Origin of the sequence: Mesorhizobium sp. Primo-A, assembly GCF_003997175.1 — a bacterium.
GTDB lineage: Bacteria > Pseudomonadota > Alphaproteobacteria > Rhizobiales > Rhizobiaceae > Mesorhizobium > Mesorhizobium ciceri.
This window is the reverse complement of the sequence record NZ_RZTG01000003.1, coordinates 118,783-132,902: the sequence shown is the minus strand read 5'-3', so window position 1 is coordinate 132,902 and position 14,120 is coordinate 118,783. Positions and strand designations below refer to the sequence as shown.

The window sequence follows — 14,120 nt, the reverse complement described above, 5'->3', positions numbered from 1 at the left end:
CATGATCCCGAAGCGATATTGCATGAATTTCACGGAAAGATCAGCCGCCAGTGACGCTCATGTGGCGTGACACCGATGGGCGGCTGGTGCGGCGGTCGATGATGAAGTCATGGCCCTTGGGCTTGCGGCCGATGGCTTCGTCTATAGCTTCGGCGACCAGCTCGTTGCCTTCCGAGGCGCGCAAGGGCGCGCGCAGATCGGCGGCATCTTCCTGGCCGAGACACATATAGAGGGTGCCGGTGCAGGTCAGCCGGACGCGGTTGCAGCTCTCACAGAAATTATGCGTCATCGGCGTGATGAAGCCGAGCCGTCCGCCGGTCTCGGCGACCTGGACGTAGCGCGCCGGGCCGCCGGTCTTGAAGGGAATGTCGGTCAGCGTGAACTGGCGTTCGAGCGACGCGCGCAGCAGCGACAGCGGCAAATACTGGTCGGTGCGGTCGGCATCGATCTCGCCCATTGGCATGGTTTCGATGACCGTCAGGTCCATGCCGCGGCCATGCGCCCAGCGCATCATCTCGGGCAGCTCGGCGTCGTTGAAATCCTTCAACGCCACTGCGTTGAGCTTGACCTTGAGCCCGGCCGCCTGCGCGGCATCGATGCCTTGCATGACCTTGTCGAGATGGCCCCAGCGGGTGATCTTGTGGAATTTGTCGGCATCGAGCGTATCGAGCGAGACGTTGATGCGCCTGACGCCGCAATCGGCGAGTTCGGCGGCAAAGCGCGACAGCTGCGAGCCGTTGGTGGTCAGCGTCAGTTCTTCCAGCGCGCCGCTTTCGAGATGCCGCGACAGCTGGCGCACCAGATGCATGATGTTCTTGCGCACCAGCGGCTCACCGCCGGTCAGCCGCAATCGCCTGACGCCCTTTTCGATGAAAACCGTGCACAGCCGGTCGAGCTCTTCCAGCGACAGCAGGTCCTTCTTAGGCAGGAAGGCCATGTCCTCGGCCATGCAATAGGTGCAGCGGAAATCGCAGCGGTCGGTAACCGACACGCGGAGATAGCTGATCGTGCGGCCGAAAGGATCAATCATGTCCATGCTTCAAGCGCTTCCCGTGGCCGTGAACGGCTTCGTTATATACCGCTATGTGATACGATCCGGCCTGCTGTTCAAGATAGCGCCTCTCGATCTTTGGTAACATCTCTCAGCCGACATCGCATGTCGGTCGGTCTCATCAGACCTTTTCCCGTTTGGCGAAGCGGCGTAGGGAAGGGCGGATGACACGGGATCGAACAGCATGACCGCACCGAAAGAACTCAGGGTTTCCAAGGACCGCAAACTTCTGTCCGTCACCTTTCCCGACCACCATCCGTTCGAACTGCCGGCGGAACTGCTGCGCGTCGCCTCGCCATCGGCCGAAGTGCAGGGCCATTCGCCGGATCAGCGGGTGACGGTCCCCGGCAAGCGCAATGTGGCGATCCTGAAGATCGAGCCGGTCGGCAACTACGCCGTGCGCATCACCTTCGACGATTTCCACGACACCGGCATCTTCACCTGGAATTACCTGCATACGCTCGGCCACGAGAAGGATGCGCGCTGGGAAGCCTATCTCGCGGAGCTTGCGGAAAAGGGCCTTAGCCGGGACCGCTAGGGCATCGCTGTCGTGAAGATGTCATCGATCTGGGGTAGCGCCGGCAAAGGTTTGGAGGCGAAAACATGTCCGTCATCACCACGGTCGAGCAGCTCGAGGCACTCTATGGCGTTCCAGGCGAGGCCTCGCTGGTCAAGGAACTCGACCACATCATTCCCGAATATGCCGCCTTCATCGAAGCCTCGCCCTTTGTCGCGCTGGCGACCAGCGGGCCGGAGGGGCTTGATTGCTCGCCGCGCGGCGATCTCGCCGGCTTCGTGCGCATCCATGATCCGAAAACGCTGATGATGCCGGACCGACGCGGCAACAACCGCGCCGATTCGCTGAAAAACATCATTCGCGACCCACGCGTCGGCCTGCTGTTCCTGGTGCCGGGCTCCGGCACGACGCTGCGCGTCAATGGCCGCGCCCACATCACAACGGATACAGCGCTGTGCGCGTCATTCACGGTGGACGGCAAGGCGGCGCGATCGGTGACCGTCGTCGACATCGATGCGGTCTATTTCCAATGCGCCCGGGCCATCGTCCGCTCCGAGCTCTGGAACCCGGCAAGGCATGTCGAGCCGAAGTCGCTGCCGACGCCCGGACAGATCCTGGAAATCACCAGCCGCAAGAACATCGACGGCGAAACCTACGACAAGGAATGGCCGGAACGGGCGAAGAAGACGATGTGGTAAGGTTGGGCTGAAGGGCGCTCAAGCCTCATTCAGCACATCATAGATCTTGCGCATCTGCTCGCCGATCATGTCGCATTGCTCCGGCGTCGACTGGCTCATCGCCTTCTCGATCAGCGCCATATGCACTTTCAGCGCCTGCATCAGCAGCGCCTCGCCGGCCTCGGTGAGCGCGAGCCGCAGGATGCGCTTGTCCTTCTCGTCGCCTTCGCGACGCAGCAGGCCACGCGCTTCCAGCTGCGGCAACAGCATGGTGATGTTGGAGCGGCCGACGAGCAGCTTGCGGGCAAGATCGTGCTGCGACATTCCGGGGTGGCGATAGAGGTTCATCAGCACGTCGAGCTGCGCCGGCTTCAAATCGAGCGGCGCAAGTTTCACCGCCAGCGTGCGCTCAAGCACATGGCAGGCGCGCGCCACCGCGACCCAGTTGCGGAAACGCGGGTTGTCCCAAGGCAGCTCTTGTTTATTGTTCATCTTTGAACTATTATGTTCATGCTTGAACGTATGGATGGATTCTCACTATGGCATCATTCGGGCTGAAGGTCATCCGGGGCGTGTTCGGTGCGGCAGAGCGTGTCGCGCCGCGGCTCAGCGGACGCGCGGCGTTCGAATTGTTCTGCCGCACCCCGAATGTCAAGGCGCTCAGCGATGGCGAGCGCCGCGCTGTCGAGCGTGCGACGGGGTTCATGACCGAGGCGCGTCATCACCGGCTGAAGACCGCGACCGGCTGCGTCATGGTGCACGAGTTCCGGCCCGAGCCGGGCAGGGCGGCCGTCGGCACGGTGCTCGTCGTCCATGGCTGGCGCTCGCGCACCGAATATATGCGCGCCTTGATCGAAGGCTATCGCGCCGCCGGCTACAGGGTCGTTTCGCTCGACCTGCCTGGCCACGGCCAGTCGCAGGGCCGGCGCCTGAACATGGTCAATGCGGTGGATGCGGTGCGGGTTGCCGGCGAATGGTTCGGCCCGTTCGCGGCGGCGGTTGGCCATTCCTTCGGCGGCGCCGTCGCCGCCAATGCCATCGCCGGTTCGGTCAAGAACATCCCGCCGCTGGCGGCGGGACGCCTGGTGCTGATCGCGGCGCCAAGTTCCCTGCCGGCGATCTTTGCCGACTTCAGTCATATGTTGAATGTCGGCCCGCGCTCGCAAGCCGCCATGGCGGACCGGGTCGAGCATCTTTCCGGCCGGCCGCTGCACGAATTCACCGGCGACCGCCAGCTCGCCCAGGCACCGGTGCCGACCCTGGTCATCCACGCGCCGGACGACCGCGAAGTCTCGGCCGATCACGCAAGGCGCTATGCCGGTGCCGGCGGCCATGTGCGGCTCTACTGGGCCGACGGGCTTGGCCATCGCCGCATTCTTGCCGACAAGGGCGTGGTCGAACGCGCGGTCGGCTTCGTGACGCATCGCGAGCCATTGCTGCTGCATTGAGCGGCGGTCGAGATTATTTCTTCTGCTCGCCGGGTTCGACCGGCAGTCCGGCGGCCTTCCAGGCGGTGTAGCCGCCGAGGATGTGCTTGACCGGCGAAAGCCCCATGTCCTGCGCCGTCTTTGTGGCCAGGGCAGAGCGCCAGCCGCCGGCGCAGAAGAACACGAAGCTCTTTCCCGAGGCGAAGAACGGCTTGTGGTAAGGGCTTTCGGGGTCGATCCAGAATTCCAGCATGCCGCGCGTGACATGCTTGGCGCCCGGAATCCGGCCGTCGCGTTCCACTTCGCGTGGATCGCGCAGATCGACGAAGATGGTGTCTTCATCGTCGAGCAGCCCGGCCGCTTCCTCCGGCGAAACCACCTCGATCACGGCATTCGCCTCGTCCAGCAGCTCGCGATAACCCTTTTTCACGCTCTCGTCCCTCCCGGCCTTGCTGGCGGATTTCGAGCACACCAGCCGGCGTTTGTCACGCCGCGTTGCCGCCGGCCAACGTCTGCCAGGCAGCCATGGCCCCGGCAACCGTCGCCAGCAGGGCAGCGTGCAAGGCGCCGTCTCGCGCCTGGATCGACATGCCGTGCTGGACCGTGGCGAAGAAGGTCGCGGCAGCGCTCGCGTCGAAATCCGCCGGCAATTCGCCTTCGGCAATACCGCGCTCCAGACGTTTTTGCAGGGCGGTGTGGTTTTCGGCACGACGGCGGCGCAGATCGTCGCAGATGGCGCCGCGGCTCGAATCCTGATGCAGTGCGCCCAGCGTGATCAGGCAGCCCTGCGGGCGATCGCTCTGCGCATAGGCTTTCGCCGTCAGGCACAGGAATTGTTCGATCGCCTGCCGCGCGGTCGGAGCCTCGTCCAATGCCAGCCAGATGTCGGCACCCTCGGTGTGCGAGTAAAAATCCGTCGCCTCCAGGAACAGCGCCTCCTTGCTGCCGAAGGCAGCGTAGAGGCTGGGCGAGTTGATGCCCATGGCGGCGGTCAGTTCGCTCATCGATGCACCTTCGTAACCACGCGCCCAAAACACCTGCATCGCGCAACGCAGGGCTGCGGTTCGATCGAAGGTGCGGGGACGGCCTCGTTCCGACATGACGCTCTTTCTGTGTTGATCGATACATAATTCAGTTGACGCCAGCGGGCAAGGCTGACAGATATTTATGTATCGATCATTACATAAAAGGAGAATTCGATGTCTTCCAGCAGATTGAACGGCAAGGCCGCGCTCGTCACCGGCGGCAGTCGCGGCATCGGCGCAGCGATTGCGCGGAGGCTGGCGGCCGATGGCGCCAGCGTCGCGCTGACCTATGTGCATGGCGAGGAACAGGCCCGCGCTGTCGTCGCCGAGATCGAGGCCAAGGGCGGCCGCGCCATCGCGATCAAAGCCGACAACCGCGATGCGGTCGCCCTAGACAAGGCAGTCGACGACGCCGTAACCGCCTTTGGCCGGCTCGACATCCTGGTCAACAGCGCCGGCATCTGGCGCGCCGCCCCAATCGACACGCTGTCGCTCGCCGATTTCGACGAGACCATGGAGGTCAATCTCCGGGCCCCATTCATCGCTTCCAAGGCCGCGGCCGCCCATATGGGTGAGGGCGGCAGCATCATCTCGATCGGCAGCAACCTTGCCGAGCGGGCCGACGGCAGCCTCACGGCCTATTCAGCCAGCAAGGCGGCGCTGGTCGGCCTGACCAAGGCGCTGGCGCGTGACCTCGGCCCGCGCGGCATCACCGCCAATGTCGTCCACCCCGGTTCGACCGACACCGACATGAACCCGGCCGACGGCCCGCATGCCGAGCATCAGCGCCGGAAGATGGCAACGCCGCGCTTCGGCAAGGCCGACGACATTGCCGGCATGGTCGCCTGGCTCGCAGGCCCGGAAGGCCGCTTCGTCACCGGCGCTGCCCTGACCATCGACGGCGGCGCCAACGCCTGATCCCGCGGGGATTTCCGGCTGGGGCGGAACCACCCTCCGCTCCAGCCGTCACGATCTTGTGAAACCGTTCTGCAACAGGCTTTCCAAAATTTATGAAAGCTTAACGAAATCGGTATGAATCAGTATAGTCGCGCCTTACATCCGCCATGCGGTGAGCGGGACGATCGAGCGTGCGGAACGGGAACCGGTTGCGGCCGGAGCGGGTGATTCATGAAATTCCTCGGAAACAAAGCAACCGTGATGCCGCTGATGGCAATCACGGCGACGCTGGCTTTCGGTGTACCCCAGGCAGGCGCGCAGGGGCTCTTCGACATGCTTTTCGGCGGCGGCGTCAGGCATGCGCCGAAAGGCGAGTTTCCGCCCCCGCCACCGAAGAACAAGCCAAAGCCGAAAGTGTCCGGTGGCGGCGGCGGCAATGTGAAGATCAGCAGCCCGTCCTACTACACCTACAAGGCCGACCGGCTGGTTCGCGTCGACTTCTCGGCATTGGCCGCGACGCCGGCGCAGGCGACACCGCAGGACGCCGCCTTCGTCCCGTCGGCTACGGGTGCCGCGTTTCGTGATGCGGTTGCCAGCTTGGGCGACTACGAATTCTTAGCCGAGCCCGACATCGCCAAGGCGCTGATCGCGTACTACTCGGCCAATCCGGATTTCATCTGGATAAGCGGAACCAGCCTCAACAGCCGTGCGCAGGATGCGGTGCGGGTGCTTGGCGAGGCTTCAAGCTATGGCCTCACGCCCGCCGACTATACGGTCGAAGTGCCCGCTGCCGGCGCATCGACGACCGATGCCAATGCGCAACTGAAAGAACTCGTCCGTTTCGAGATGGCGCTTTCGGCGCGTGTGCTGCGCTATGCCCACGACGCCCAGAACGGCCGCGTCGATCCCAACCGCATGACCGGCTATTATGATTTCCCGGCCAAGCCGCTCGATCTGCAAGGCGTGCTGAAAACGCTGGCGCATACCCAGCAGGTGCGCACCTATCTCGAATCGCGGCACCCGCAGAATGCGGAATACCAGGCGCTGCGCGTCGAACTGGAAGCGCTGCAGGCCAGTGCGGAAAACGAAATCGTCGTCGACCCCAAACTGTTGTTGAAGCCGGGCGAAACCAGCCCCGAACTGCCGAAGCTGCTGACCCTGATCGCGCGCAATCTCGATGACGAGATGGGCGGCGCCTATGGCGAGGTCCTGTCCAGGCTGGCCACCAGCGAAGTTTATGATCCGGAACTGATCCCGGTCATCAAGGCCGTGCAGCAAAAGGCAGGCATGAAGGGCGACGGCGTCATCGGCCCGCGCACCGTCGCGTCGCTGGCCGGAACATCCAAGGCCGACAAGTTGCTGAAGGTGGAAGTGGCGCTGGAGGAACTGCGCTGGCTGCCCTCCGATCTCGGCAGCCCGCGCGTCTTCATCAACCAGCCGGCCTTCACCGCGAGCTACATCGACAATGGCGAGGAAAAGCTCAAGACGCGTGCCGTCATTGGCCGGACCACCAACCAGACCTCCTTCTTCTACGACCAGATCAAGCAGGTCGATTTCCATCCCTATTGGGGCGTGCCCCAGTCGATCATCGTCAACGAGATGCTGCCGAGATTGCGCAACGATCCGGGCTATCTCGACCGGGCCGGCTATGAGGTGACGGATTCGCGCGGCAAGCGCATTCCTTCGTCGGCGGTCAACTGGGGCGCCTATGGCTCGAACATCCCATACAGCGTGCGCCAGCAGCCGAGCGAGGCCAACGCGCTGGGCGAGTTGAAGATCCTGTTCCCCAACAAGCATGCGATCTACATGCACGACACGCCGCAGAAATCGTTCTTCCAGCGCGATATGCGCGCGCTCAGCCATGGCTGCGTGCGGCTGCAGGACCCGCGCGGCATGGCGGCGGCGGTGCTTGGCACCTCCGTGGACTATATCGCCGAGAAGCTGAAGCACGGCCACGCGACCGAGAACGTGACACGCACGATCCCGGTCTATGTCGCCTATTTCACCGCATGGCCCGATCTGTCGGGCAAGGTCGAATATTTCGGCGACGTCTACGACCGCGACTCGCGGCTGAAGCAGGCCCTGGATGCCACGGAGGCGGTTCGCTCGCCTTCGAGTTGATTTAGCGCTCGAACAGTGGCCGTCGGAAGCCGGCGTCGCGCCCGGCGATCAGCCAATAGAGCAACCCGGCGACAAGGCCGGCAGCGGCAATGATGCCGATGTCGACCCAACGCTCCGGGTCCATGTCCTCCGGTGCGCTCGGCCAGATCAGGGCGAAGCCGCCGACTGCGGCGCCAGCGCCGAAAACCATGTGCAGCAGGACATTGCGCAGCGAGAAGAACTCTGCGATCAGCGCGAAGATCAACGTTTGCAGCGCGGTCACCACGATCGTCAGGAAATAGACGAACATGCCGAGCGGCGGCACCAGCAGCACCGCGATCGGCGAAACACCCATGACGTCGAAATAGTTGGGCGCATTGGGCAAGGAACTGAGCACGCCATAGATCACCGCCACGGCGATCAGGCCGACCAGCACCGATACGAAGTAGCCGGCCAACATCATCAATATGCGCTTCATCACGTGCTTTGCCGTCGCCATCCCCATCCCCCAATGCGGCGCCCGGAGCTATTCCAGGAAACGACAGTCAGCCATCAAAGCACGACTGACGCAAGGGGAGGCGCCCGCGCCAGGGCGATCGCCGAAGTTGGCGCCGGGAGCCTGTGACGCAGCCGAGAACGAATTCGCGTCGGAGCGTCCCTATTTCGGCTCCGCCGTCACAGGATCGTAGGTGATTTCGACCTTCGCCTTGTCCGCCGTGTAATAGGTGACGGTGTAGGCGCCGCTGTCCCAGTCGACCTCGTCCACATAGCGAAAGCCGTCGCGCTGCTCGACCTTGGCGATGATCTCCGACAGCTTCTTGGCATTGGGCGGCGGCAGCGGCTTGTCGTCCGCGGCCAAGGCCGGCGCGACGGCGAAAAGAACGGCGACGCTGGTCGCCAGCAGAAATCTGGACATGGCTTTCCCTCAAGTTTCGTCGGGGAGAAACTCGCTGGCGTACCGGTTTGTTCCGCGGGTGGAATGCGTGCCGATTCAGTCCACCGGTTTGCAGCTGCCCGAACGAGGGGCCGCTGCCCGCTTGACTTACGCGGCGCGTCGTTGAGCGGGGTGGAGACCTGAACGGGTTCGGCGAGGGTCGACGGCGGTCACGATGCTGTGGTGGTGATCGCAATAGACGCGATCCGCCGAAGTTGGCCCGGCACAAAAACGATAACCGCCGGGTACCGACCGGTCTTCGCTTACCGGGAAGCGGCACTGATAGACGCCTAGCTGAATGAGGGGGACGTCTTTCGAAATTGGTCTGACATTTTCAGGCATGGTTTTTCAGGTTCCTGGTTCATAGCCATTGCCGGCTGACGGCCGCTATGCGACCGCGTCAAGCGAGCTTCTCTCGTTTGGAGGGCTGTGGATCACCATATGGTGTCGATCGCAGCGTCAATGAAGGCCGAAACCCCGCTTTCGCAAGCCAATCCTTGCGACTTAAGGCCACACTGGCTGCTGGGCGGGCGAGCTACGGGAGCGAGTACATTTTGTCAGCAGACAGTGCGGTCGCGTCCAGGAGCATCTCTTCGAACCGTTGCGCCGGTGCTATGGTGTGCCTGCATGATCAGACAGCAGGGATATGAGGCATGCCCGAAATCACACGCCGTACACTTCTTGCGTTCACCGCCGTGGCCTCGGTTGTTGAACCGACATTTGCCGAAGCGGAAGGGGCCTCACCCGAATTGCGGGCGCTGATCGGAGCCCATGAAGCCAGCTATGTCGGGCTTCACAGGGTTGTTCATCAAGCGGGCAGCAGCAGCCACGATCGCAAGAGGGCAGACCGGATTGAACAGGAAGCATTGCTTGCCATCTGCTCCTATCCTGCGATCAGCCGAGGCGACCGCCGGGCCAAGGCCGATTACCTGTTGACCGCCGAGGCTCGGGGCGAACTCGACCTGGAAGAGCACATGCAGGCCATCCTGCACGCGATGAAGCGCTGATCGCGGCTCGACCGGCGTAGGGCAGAGTTTGGCCCCATCGACAGGAGTTCATGCGCGGCGACTATCTCGCCGCCTTCCATTGCTGCGACTACGCATCTTTGGCTAACGGACGAAGCGGTCAGCGACCTGTCGGGCAAGTGGCGCTCGATGAAGCCCGGCCCATGGAGCAAGCCCGAGCGCTGAGCCGGAACAACGCTATACGGTCTTTTGCGCCGACGACCGCATCGAGGGTGTCGTTTTGGGATCGCGAACAGATGAAGGTCCAAAACGGCTCCGACGTCTGCCCGTTCCAGAGATATGCGAGCTACAGCAGCGCGTGGAATTCGCCCAGAAGAATTTTTGGCGGGCAAGGGGCGGGGTGTAGTTGCTAGGCATTTTGGGGTGCGGCGTTCAGGAAGGCCGATGGTGGGCGATGCAGGGATTGAACCTGCGACCCCACCCGTGTGAAGGGTGTGCTCTCCCGCTGAGCTAATCGCCCGCTCGTTGCCCGAAGGCCAAGCGAGCCGCGATATAAGGGAGGCGGGTGCGGGAAGTCAAGGCGCTGTCCGGCGTTCTGACACGGATCGGTTTTGCTGTGCTTTGCGCCCTGTCTCCGGCCGCCTTCCAGTCAGTTTCCGGCAGCGGCAATCAGCCTTTGCGCCAGGTCGAGCGTCAGGGCGTCGAAATGCGAAATGACAGCCGACGGTTCGAATTCGCGCACATGGCGGTCGGTGTAGCCGAAATCGACCGCCACCACCGGAATGCCGGCGGCTTTCGCCGTGTCGATGTCGGTTTGCGAATCGCCGACCATCAGGGCGCGGTGAGGGTCGCCGCCGGCCAGCTTTATGGTCTCGATCAAATGGCGCGGGTCGGGTTTGCGGAAGGCGAACGTGTCCTGGCCCGCGATGGCCGCGAAATGTTTGGTCAGGCCGAGCGCCTCGATCAGCGCCAGCGAGTTGGCTTCGTATTTGTTGGTGCAGATGGCGAGGGTATAGCCGGCCTCCTCGAAGCGCGCGATCGCCTCGACGACACCGGGGTAGGGGCGTGACTTGCCGGGGATGTTGAGCGTGTAGTGGTCGAGGAAAAGTTTCAGCAGCCGGTCGTGCTCCTCGACGGCAAGCGATCGCTGATGGGCGGCGTGCGCCCGCTCGATCATCACCCGGCCGCCGTGACCGACAAAGCGCCTGAAGCCGGCTTCGTCGACCGCCGCGATCTCGCTGGCGGCCAGGCTGTGGTTGAGGCTGTCGAGCAGGTCCGGCGCTGTGTCGATCAGCGTACCGTCGAGGTCGAACACGATGATCGGTCGGGTCATGGTCTGTCCTGGGGCAAGTTTCTACAGGGGCAGGCGATAAAGGCTGCGGCGCGTCAAGGCAAGCGCTGGGCCAGCTCGTTCAGGCGGGGCCTGCTTATCAGGCCGGGCATTCGCAGCGGGCCCGTCCGATATGAAAAAACCCGCTTCGACGGCGGGTTGTTGGCGCAAATCAGCACCATAGGCAAAAATGTAGCATAGCTGCACTCACCCGTCAAGGAAATAATTCCTACACTGAGCATCACCTGGAGAAGCGCCGTCCAGGGCTTTGACCGGACCGGCAAAAATGCTACGAGCCCGGCAGCGAATTTCCGGGGCAATAACCGACATGGATGCAAGGCAGTTGAAGGTCGAAGCCGCGCGGGCAGCACTCGCCCATGTAAGCGACGGCATGCGGCTTGGCATCGGCACCGGCACCACGGCCGAGGAGTTCGTGCGGCTGCTTGCCGAAAAGGTTGCAACCGGCATGACCGTCATCGGCGTACCGACTTCGGAGCGCACCGCGTTGCTCTGCCGCGAGCTTGGCGTGCCGCTGTCGACGCTGGAGGAAACGCCAGAGCTGGATCTCACCGTCGACGGCGCCGACGAAGTCGACCCGGAACTGACCCTGGTCAAGGGCGGCGGCGGCGCGCTGCTGCGCGAGAAGATCGTCGCCGCGGCGTCCCAGCGCATGATCGTCATCGCCGACCGCTCCAAGATGGTCGAGACGCTCGGCCGTTTTCCCCTGCCGATCGAAGTCAATCCGTTCGGCCTGCGCGCCACTGAAATCGCGGTTGCCGCGGCGGCTGAAAAGCTCGGTCTTTCCGGACCGGTCACATTGAGGATGACGGGCGGGCAGGCTTTTGTTACAGACGGCGGCCATTTTATCCTCGATGCATCTTTTGGCCGCATTCCGGATACAAGAGCGCTTTCGAATGCTCTCCACGCCATTCCGGGCGTGGTCGAGCATGGTCTTTTCATCGGGCTGGCTTCAGCGGCCATCATCGCCGGCGGCGACGGTATCCAAACCGTCCATGCCGCCCGAAAACCAGGGAGTTCTACCGATCATGACGTTGCATAACCGGGTTCGCAGCCTTTCCGTCCTTCTGGCGGCCTCGGCCGTTTTCGCCTTCTCGTCGCCGGCGTTTTCGCAGGATGTCACGGAAGCGCACCTGAAGGCCGCCCGCGCGGCGGTCGCTGCGATCCACGCGACCGACCCGTTCGACAACATCCTGCCGCAGGCAGCCGCGGCGCTCGAATCGCAGCTGATCCAGAAGAACCCGGACATGCAGGAACTGATCGGCAAGACCATCAACGAGAAGGCTCTGGCGCTGGCCTCGCGCCGTGCCGACCTCGAGAAGGAAGCCGCACTCGCCTACGCGAAAGTGTTCTCCGAAAAGGAACTGACCGACATCGCCGCCTTCTACAATTCCGATTCGGGCAAGAAGCTGCTCGATAGCGGCCCGACGGTGACCCGCGAATTGGTCAAGGCAGCCGACATCTGGCAGAACGGCCTCGGCCGCGATCTCGCCCAGCAGGTCGGCGAAACGCTGGCCGCTGCCGCCAAGGCAAAGGCGCAGGCAGCACCCGCCGCGCCCGCCGACGGAGCCGCCGCTCCGGCCGATGGCGCAGCGCCCGCCGATGGTGCGGCCCCCGCGGACAACAACTGACGCGCATTTTCAAATGGCCTTGCGGCCTACTGCGAAAGCCCGGCCTGTCCGGGCTTTTCTTTTGCCGTTTTGCGGCCTACCTGTCTGACACATTTCTGAAGCCTGGGAGCCGCGTCATGGCCGGTTACGACTACGATCTTTTCGTCATCGGCGGCGGCTCGGGCGGGGTGAGGGCGGCCCGCGTCGCCGCGGCACTCGGCAAGCGTGTCGGCATCGCCGAGGAATACCGCTATGGCGGCACCTGCGTCATCCGCGGCTGCGTGCCGAAAAAGCTCTACGTCTATGCCTCGCAATTTCCCGAGCACTTCGCCGACGCCGCCGGCTATGGCTGGACGGTGCCGGAAGCCAGTTTCGACTGGCAGACGCTGGTCGCCAACAAGGATCGCGAGATCAGCCGGCTGGAGGCGATCTACGTCAGGAACGTCGAGGGCGCCGGCGGCGAGACCTTCCACTCGCGCGCCATGATCGTCGATCCGCATGTCGTGCATCTCCTGGGTGAGGATCGCACCGTCACAGCAGACCAGATCCTGATTGCCACCGGCGGCCGCCCGGCGGCGCATCCGGCGCTGCCCGGCCACGAACATTGCATCTTTTCCAACGAAGCTTTCGACCTCAAGGAGTTGCCCAGGGCGATCATGATCGAGGGCGGCGGTTACATCGCCGTCGAGTTCGCCAACATTTTTCACGGTCTCGGCGTCGACACGACGCTGGTCTATCGCGGCAAGGAGATCCTCAGCCGGTTCGACATGGACCTGCGGCGCATGCTGCACGAAACCATGGAAAAGAAGGGGATAAGGATCCTTTGCCATTCCGTGTCCGAATGGATCCGCAAGCGGCCGGACGGCCGGCTCGACGCGCTGGTCAGCGGCGGCGAGGTGCTGACCGTCGACCAGGTGATGCTGGCCATCGGCCGCATTCCCAACACCGAGAATATGGGCCTGGAAGGCATCGGACTGGAGATGACCAAGACCGGCGCCATCGCCGTCGACCAATATTCCCGCACCAATGTCGACAACATCTGGGCAATCGGCGACGTCACCAACCGCGTGCAGTTGACGCCGGTGGCGATCCATGAGGCGATGTGCTTCATCGAAACCGCCTTCAAGGGAAATCCGACCGCTCCCGATCACGAGACGATCGCGACCGCCGTCTTTTCACAGCCCGAGATCGGCACTGTCGGCCTGTCGGAGGACGACGCCGTCAAACGCTTTTCCGACATCGAGATCTACCGCGCCACATTCCGGCCGATGCGGCACACCCTGTCCGGGCGCGACGAGAAGATGCTGATAAAGCTGGTGGTCGATGGCGCGTCGAAGAAAGTGCTTGGCGCCCACATATTGGGGCCGGACGCCGGCGAGATGGCGCAGCTTCTCGGCATCCCGCTGAAGGCCGGCCTGACCAAGGACGATTTCGACCGTACGATGGCCGTGCATCCGACAGCGGCGGAAGAACTGGTCACCATGTACAAGCCGACCTATCGCGTGAAGGACGGCGAGCGGGTCGATTGACGGCAAATCCTGGTTGAGGAACTCCGCCGCGGCAAGGTCA

The 14,120-nt window shown here is 63.4% G+C and carries 16 protein-coding genes and 1 tRNA gene; 9 read left to right on the top strand and 8 right to left on the bottom strand.

Annotated elements, in window-relative coordinates; genetic code table 11:
- Positions 1 to 40 precede the first annotated feature (40 nt).
- Complete coding sequence (gene moaA, locus EOC83_RS06070; protein WP_013531699.1) at positions 41 to 1,036, bottom strand: GTP 3',8-cyclase MoaA; 996 nt, start codon at positions 1,034 to 1,036, stop codon at positions 41 to 43.
- A gap of 199 nt (positions 1,037 to 1,235) precedes the next feature.
- Between moaA and EOC83_RS06065 the strand changes: the two genes are divergently transcribed.
- Both EOC83_RS06065 and EOC83_RS06060 read left to right on the top strand, forming a co-directional pair.
- On the top strand, positions 1,236 to 1,589 hold the full coding sequence (locus EOC83_RS06065) for a DUF971 domain-containing protein (protein ID WP_013531698.1): 354 nt from the start codon (positions 1,236 to 1,238) through the stop codon (positions 1,587 to 1,589).
- A 65-nt stretch (positions 1,590 to 1,654) separates the two neighbouring features.
- Entirely contained in the window at positions 1,655 to 2,266 is a 612-nt protein-coding gene (locus EOC83_RS06060) for a pyridoxamine 5'-phosphate oxidase family protein (protein ID WP_063167992.1), read from the top strand.
- Between the two features lie 18 nt (positions 2,267 to 2,284).
- Here the strand turns inward: EOC83_RS06060 and EOC83_RS06055 are convergent, their stop codons facing one another.
- Positions 2,285 to 2,737, bottom strand: a complete 453-nt coding sequence (locus EOC83_RS06055) for a MarR family transcriptional regulator (RefSeq protein WP_013531696.1) — start codon at positions 2,735 to 2,737, stop codon at positions 2,285 to 2,287.
- A 47-nt stretch (positions 2,738 to 2,784) separates the two neighbouring features.
- On the opposite strand from EOC83_RS06055, the gene EOC83_RS06050 reads away from it, so the two are divergent.
- Entirely contained in the window at positions 2,785 to 3,693 is a 909-nt protein-coding gene (locus EOC83_RS06050; protein ID WP_027161593.1) for an alpha/beta fold hydrolase, read from the top strand.
- A 13-nt stretch (positions 3,694 to 3,706) separates the two neighbouring features.
- Here EOC83_RS06050 and EOC83_RS06045 read toward each other — a convergent pair whose 3' ends face one another.
- Together EOC83_RS06045 and EOC83_RS06040 are read right to left on the bottom strand one after the other, a co-directional pair.
- Positions 3,707 to 4,102, bottom strand: a complete 396-nt coding sequence (locus tag EOC83_RS06045) for a rhodanese-like domain-containing protein (protein ID WP_063167993.1) — start codon at positions 4,100 to 4,102, stop codon at positions 3,707 to 3,709.
- A 55-nt stretch (positions 4,103 to 4,157) separates the two neighbouring features.
- Entirely contained in the window at positions 4,158 to 4,772 is a 615-nt protein-coding gene (locus EOC83_RS06040) for a TetR/AcrR family transcriptional regulator (protein ID WP_063167994.1), read from the bottom strand.
- Positions 4,773 to 4,871: 99 nt separating this feature from the next.
- Here EOC83_RS06040 and EOC83_RS06035 point away from each other — a divergent pair, with 99 nt between their 5' ends.
- The gene (locus EOC83_RS06035) at positions 4,872 to 5,615 is read left to right on the top strand and encodes a 3-oxoacyl-ACP reductase family protein (protein WP_063167995.1); all 744 of its coding nucleotides are present in this window, start codon (positions 4,872 to 4,874) and stop codon (positions 5,613 to 5,615) included.
- Between the two features lie 210 nt (positions 5,616 to 5,825).
- Entirely contained in the window at positions 5,826 to 7,715 is a 1,890-nt protein-coding gene (locus tag EOC83_RS06030) for a murein L,D-transpeptidase (protein ID WP_063167996.1), read from the top strand.
- Position 7,716: 1 nt separating this feature from the next.
- On the opposite strand, the gene EOC83_RS06025 is transcribed toward EOC83_RS06030, so the two are convergent.
- Together EOC83_RS06025 and EOC83_RS06020 are read right to left on the bottom strand one after the other, a co-directional pair.
- Positions 7,717 to 8,199 (bottom strand): hypothetical protein, encoded by a 483-nt coding sequence (locus tag EOC83_RS06025; protein WP_063167997.1) that lies wholly within the window; start codon positions 8,197 to 8,199, stop codon positions 7,717 to 7,719.
- A gap of 153 nt (positions 8,200 to 8,352) precedes the next feature.
- Positions 8,353 to 8,610 (bottom strand): PepSY domain-containing protein, encoded by a 258-nt coding sequence (locus EOC83_RS06020; RefSeq protein WP_013531689.1) that lies wholly within the window; start codon positions 8,608 to 8,610, stop codon positions 8,353 to 8,355.
- Positions 8,611 to 9,281: 671 nt separating this feature from the next.
- On the opposite strand from EOC83_RS06020, the gene EOC83_RS06010 reads away from it, so the two are divergent.
- A complete protein-coding gene (locus EOC83_RS06010) occupies positions 9,282 to 9,635 on the top strand; it encodes a hypothetical protein (protein ID WP_013531688.1) in 354 nt (117 codons plus the stop codon).
- 403 nt (positions 9,636 to 10,038) lie between these two features.
- On the opposite strand, the gene EOC83_RS06005 is transcribed toward EOC83_RS06010, so the two are convergent.
- A tRNA-Val gene (locus EOC83_RS06005) sits at positions 10,039 to 10,113 on the bottom strand.
- Positions 10,114 to 10,242: 129 nt separating this feature from the next.
- A complete protein-coding gene (locus EOC83_RS06000) occupies positions 10,243 to 10,926 on the bottom strand; it encodes a phosphoglycolate phosphatase (protein WP_063167998.1) in 684 nt (227 codons plus the stop codon).
- Positions 10,927 to 11,251: 325 nt separating this feature from the next.
- Here EOC83_RS06000 and rpiA point away from each other — a divergent pair, with 325 nt between their 5' ends.
- The 3 genes from rpiA to gor all read left to right on the top strand — a co-directional run bounded on the left by rpiA (position 11,252) and on the right by gor (position 14,080).
- The gene (gene rpiA, locus EOC83_RS05995) at positions 11,252 to 11,983 is read left to right on the top strand and encodes a ribose-5-phosphate isomerase RpiA (protein WP_027036598.1); all 732 of its coding nucleotides are present in this window, start codon (positions 11,252 to 11,254) and stop codon (positions 11,981 to 11,983) included.
- On the top strand, positions 11,970 to 12,572 hold the full coding sequence (locus EOC83_RS05990) for a DUF2059 domain-containing protein (RefSeq protein ID WP_013531665.1): 603 nt from the start codon (positions 11,970 to 11,972) through the stop codon (positions 12,570 to 12,572). The genes rpiA and EOC83_RS05990 overlap by 14 nt, the downstream gene beginning before the upstream one ends.
- A gap of 116 nt (positions 12,573 to 12,688) precedes the next feature.
- Positions 12,689 to 14,080 carry a glutathione-disulfide reductase gene (gene gor, locus EOC83_RS05985; protein ID WP_063167999.1) on the top strand — a complete coding sequence of 464 codons (1,392 nt, stop codon included), beginning with the start codon at positions 12,689 to 12,691 and terminating at the stop codon, positions 14,078 to 14,080.
- The last annotated feature ends 40 nt before the right edge of the window (positions 14,081 to 14,120 follow it).

What these genes read in the sequence shown, in the direction of transcription:
- EOC83_RS06025 (WP_063167997.1), bottom strand. Translation starts at nt 8,199, where the DNA reads ATGGGGATGGCGACGGCAAAGCACGTGATGAAGCGCATATTGATGATG.
- EOC83_RS06060 (WP_063167992.1), top strand. Translation starts at nt 1,655, where the DNA reads ATGTCCGTCATCACCACGGTCGAGCAGCTCGAGGCACTCTATGGCGTT.
- EOC83_RS06030 (WP_063167996.1), top strand. Translation starts at nt 5,826, where the DNA reads ATGAAATTCCTCGGAAACAAAGCAACCGTGATGCCGCTGATGGCAATC.
- EOC83_RS06050 (WP_027161593.1), top strand. Translation starts at nt 2,785, where the DNA reads ATGGCATCATTCGGGCTGAAGGTCATCCGGGGCGTGTTCGGTGCGGCA.
- EOC83_RS06035 (WP_063167995.1), top strand. Translation starts at nt 4,872, where the DNA reads ATGTCTTCCAGCAGATTGAACGGCAAGGCCGCGCTCGTCACCGGCGGC.
- EOC83_RS06065 (WP_013531698.1), top strand. Translation starts at nt 1,236, where the DNA reads ATGACCGCACCGAAAGAACTCAGGGTTTCCAAGGACCGCAAACTTCTG.
- EOC83_RS05990 (WP_013531665.1), top strand. Translation starts at nt 11,970, where the DNA reads ATGACGTTGCATAACCGGGTTCGCAGCCTTTCCGTCCTTCTGGCGGCC.
- EOC83_RS06040 (WP_063167994.1), bottom strand. Translation starts at nt 4,772, where the DNA reads ATGTCGGAACGAGGCCGTCCCCGCACCTTCGATCGAACCGCAGCCCTG.
- gor (WP_063167999.1), top strand. Translation starts at nt 12,689, where the DNA reads ATGGCCGGTTACGACTACGATCTTTTCGTCATCGGCGGCGGCTCGGGC.
- EOC83_RS06010 (WP_013531688.1), top strand. Translation starts at nt 9,282, where the DNA reads ATGCCCGAAATCACACGCCGTACACTTCTTGCGTTCACCGCCGTGGCC.
- moaA (WP_013531699.1), bottom strand. Translation starts at nt 1,036, where the DNA reads ATGGACATGATTGATCCTTTCGGCCGCACGATCAGCTATCTCCGCGTG.
- EOC83_RS06000 (WP_063167998.1), bottom strand. Translation starts at nt 10,926, where the DNA reads ATGACCCGACCGATCATCGTGTTCGACCTCGACGGTACGCTGATCGAC.
- EOC83_RS06020 (WP_013531689.1), bottom strand. Translation starts at nt 8,610, where the DNA reads ATGTCCAGATTTCTGCTGGCGACCAGCGTCGCCGTTCTTTTCGCCGTC.
- rpiA (WP_027036598.1), top strand. Translation starts at nt 11,252, where the DNA reads ATGGATGCAAGGCAGTTGAAGGTCGAAGCCGCGCGGGCAGCACTCGCC.
- EOC83_RS06055 (WP_013531696.1), bottom strand. Translation starts at nt 2,737, where the DNA reads ATGAACAATAAACAAGAGCTGCCTTGGGACAACCCGCGTTTCCGCAAC.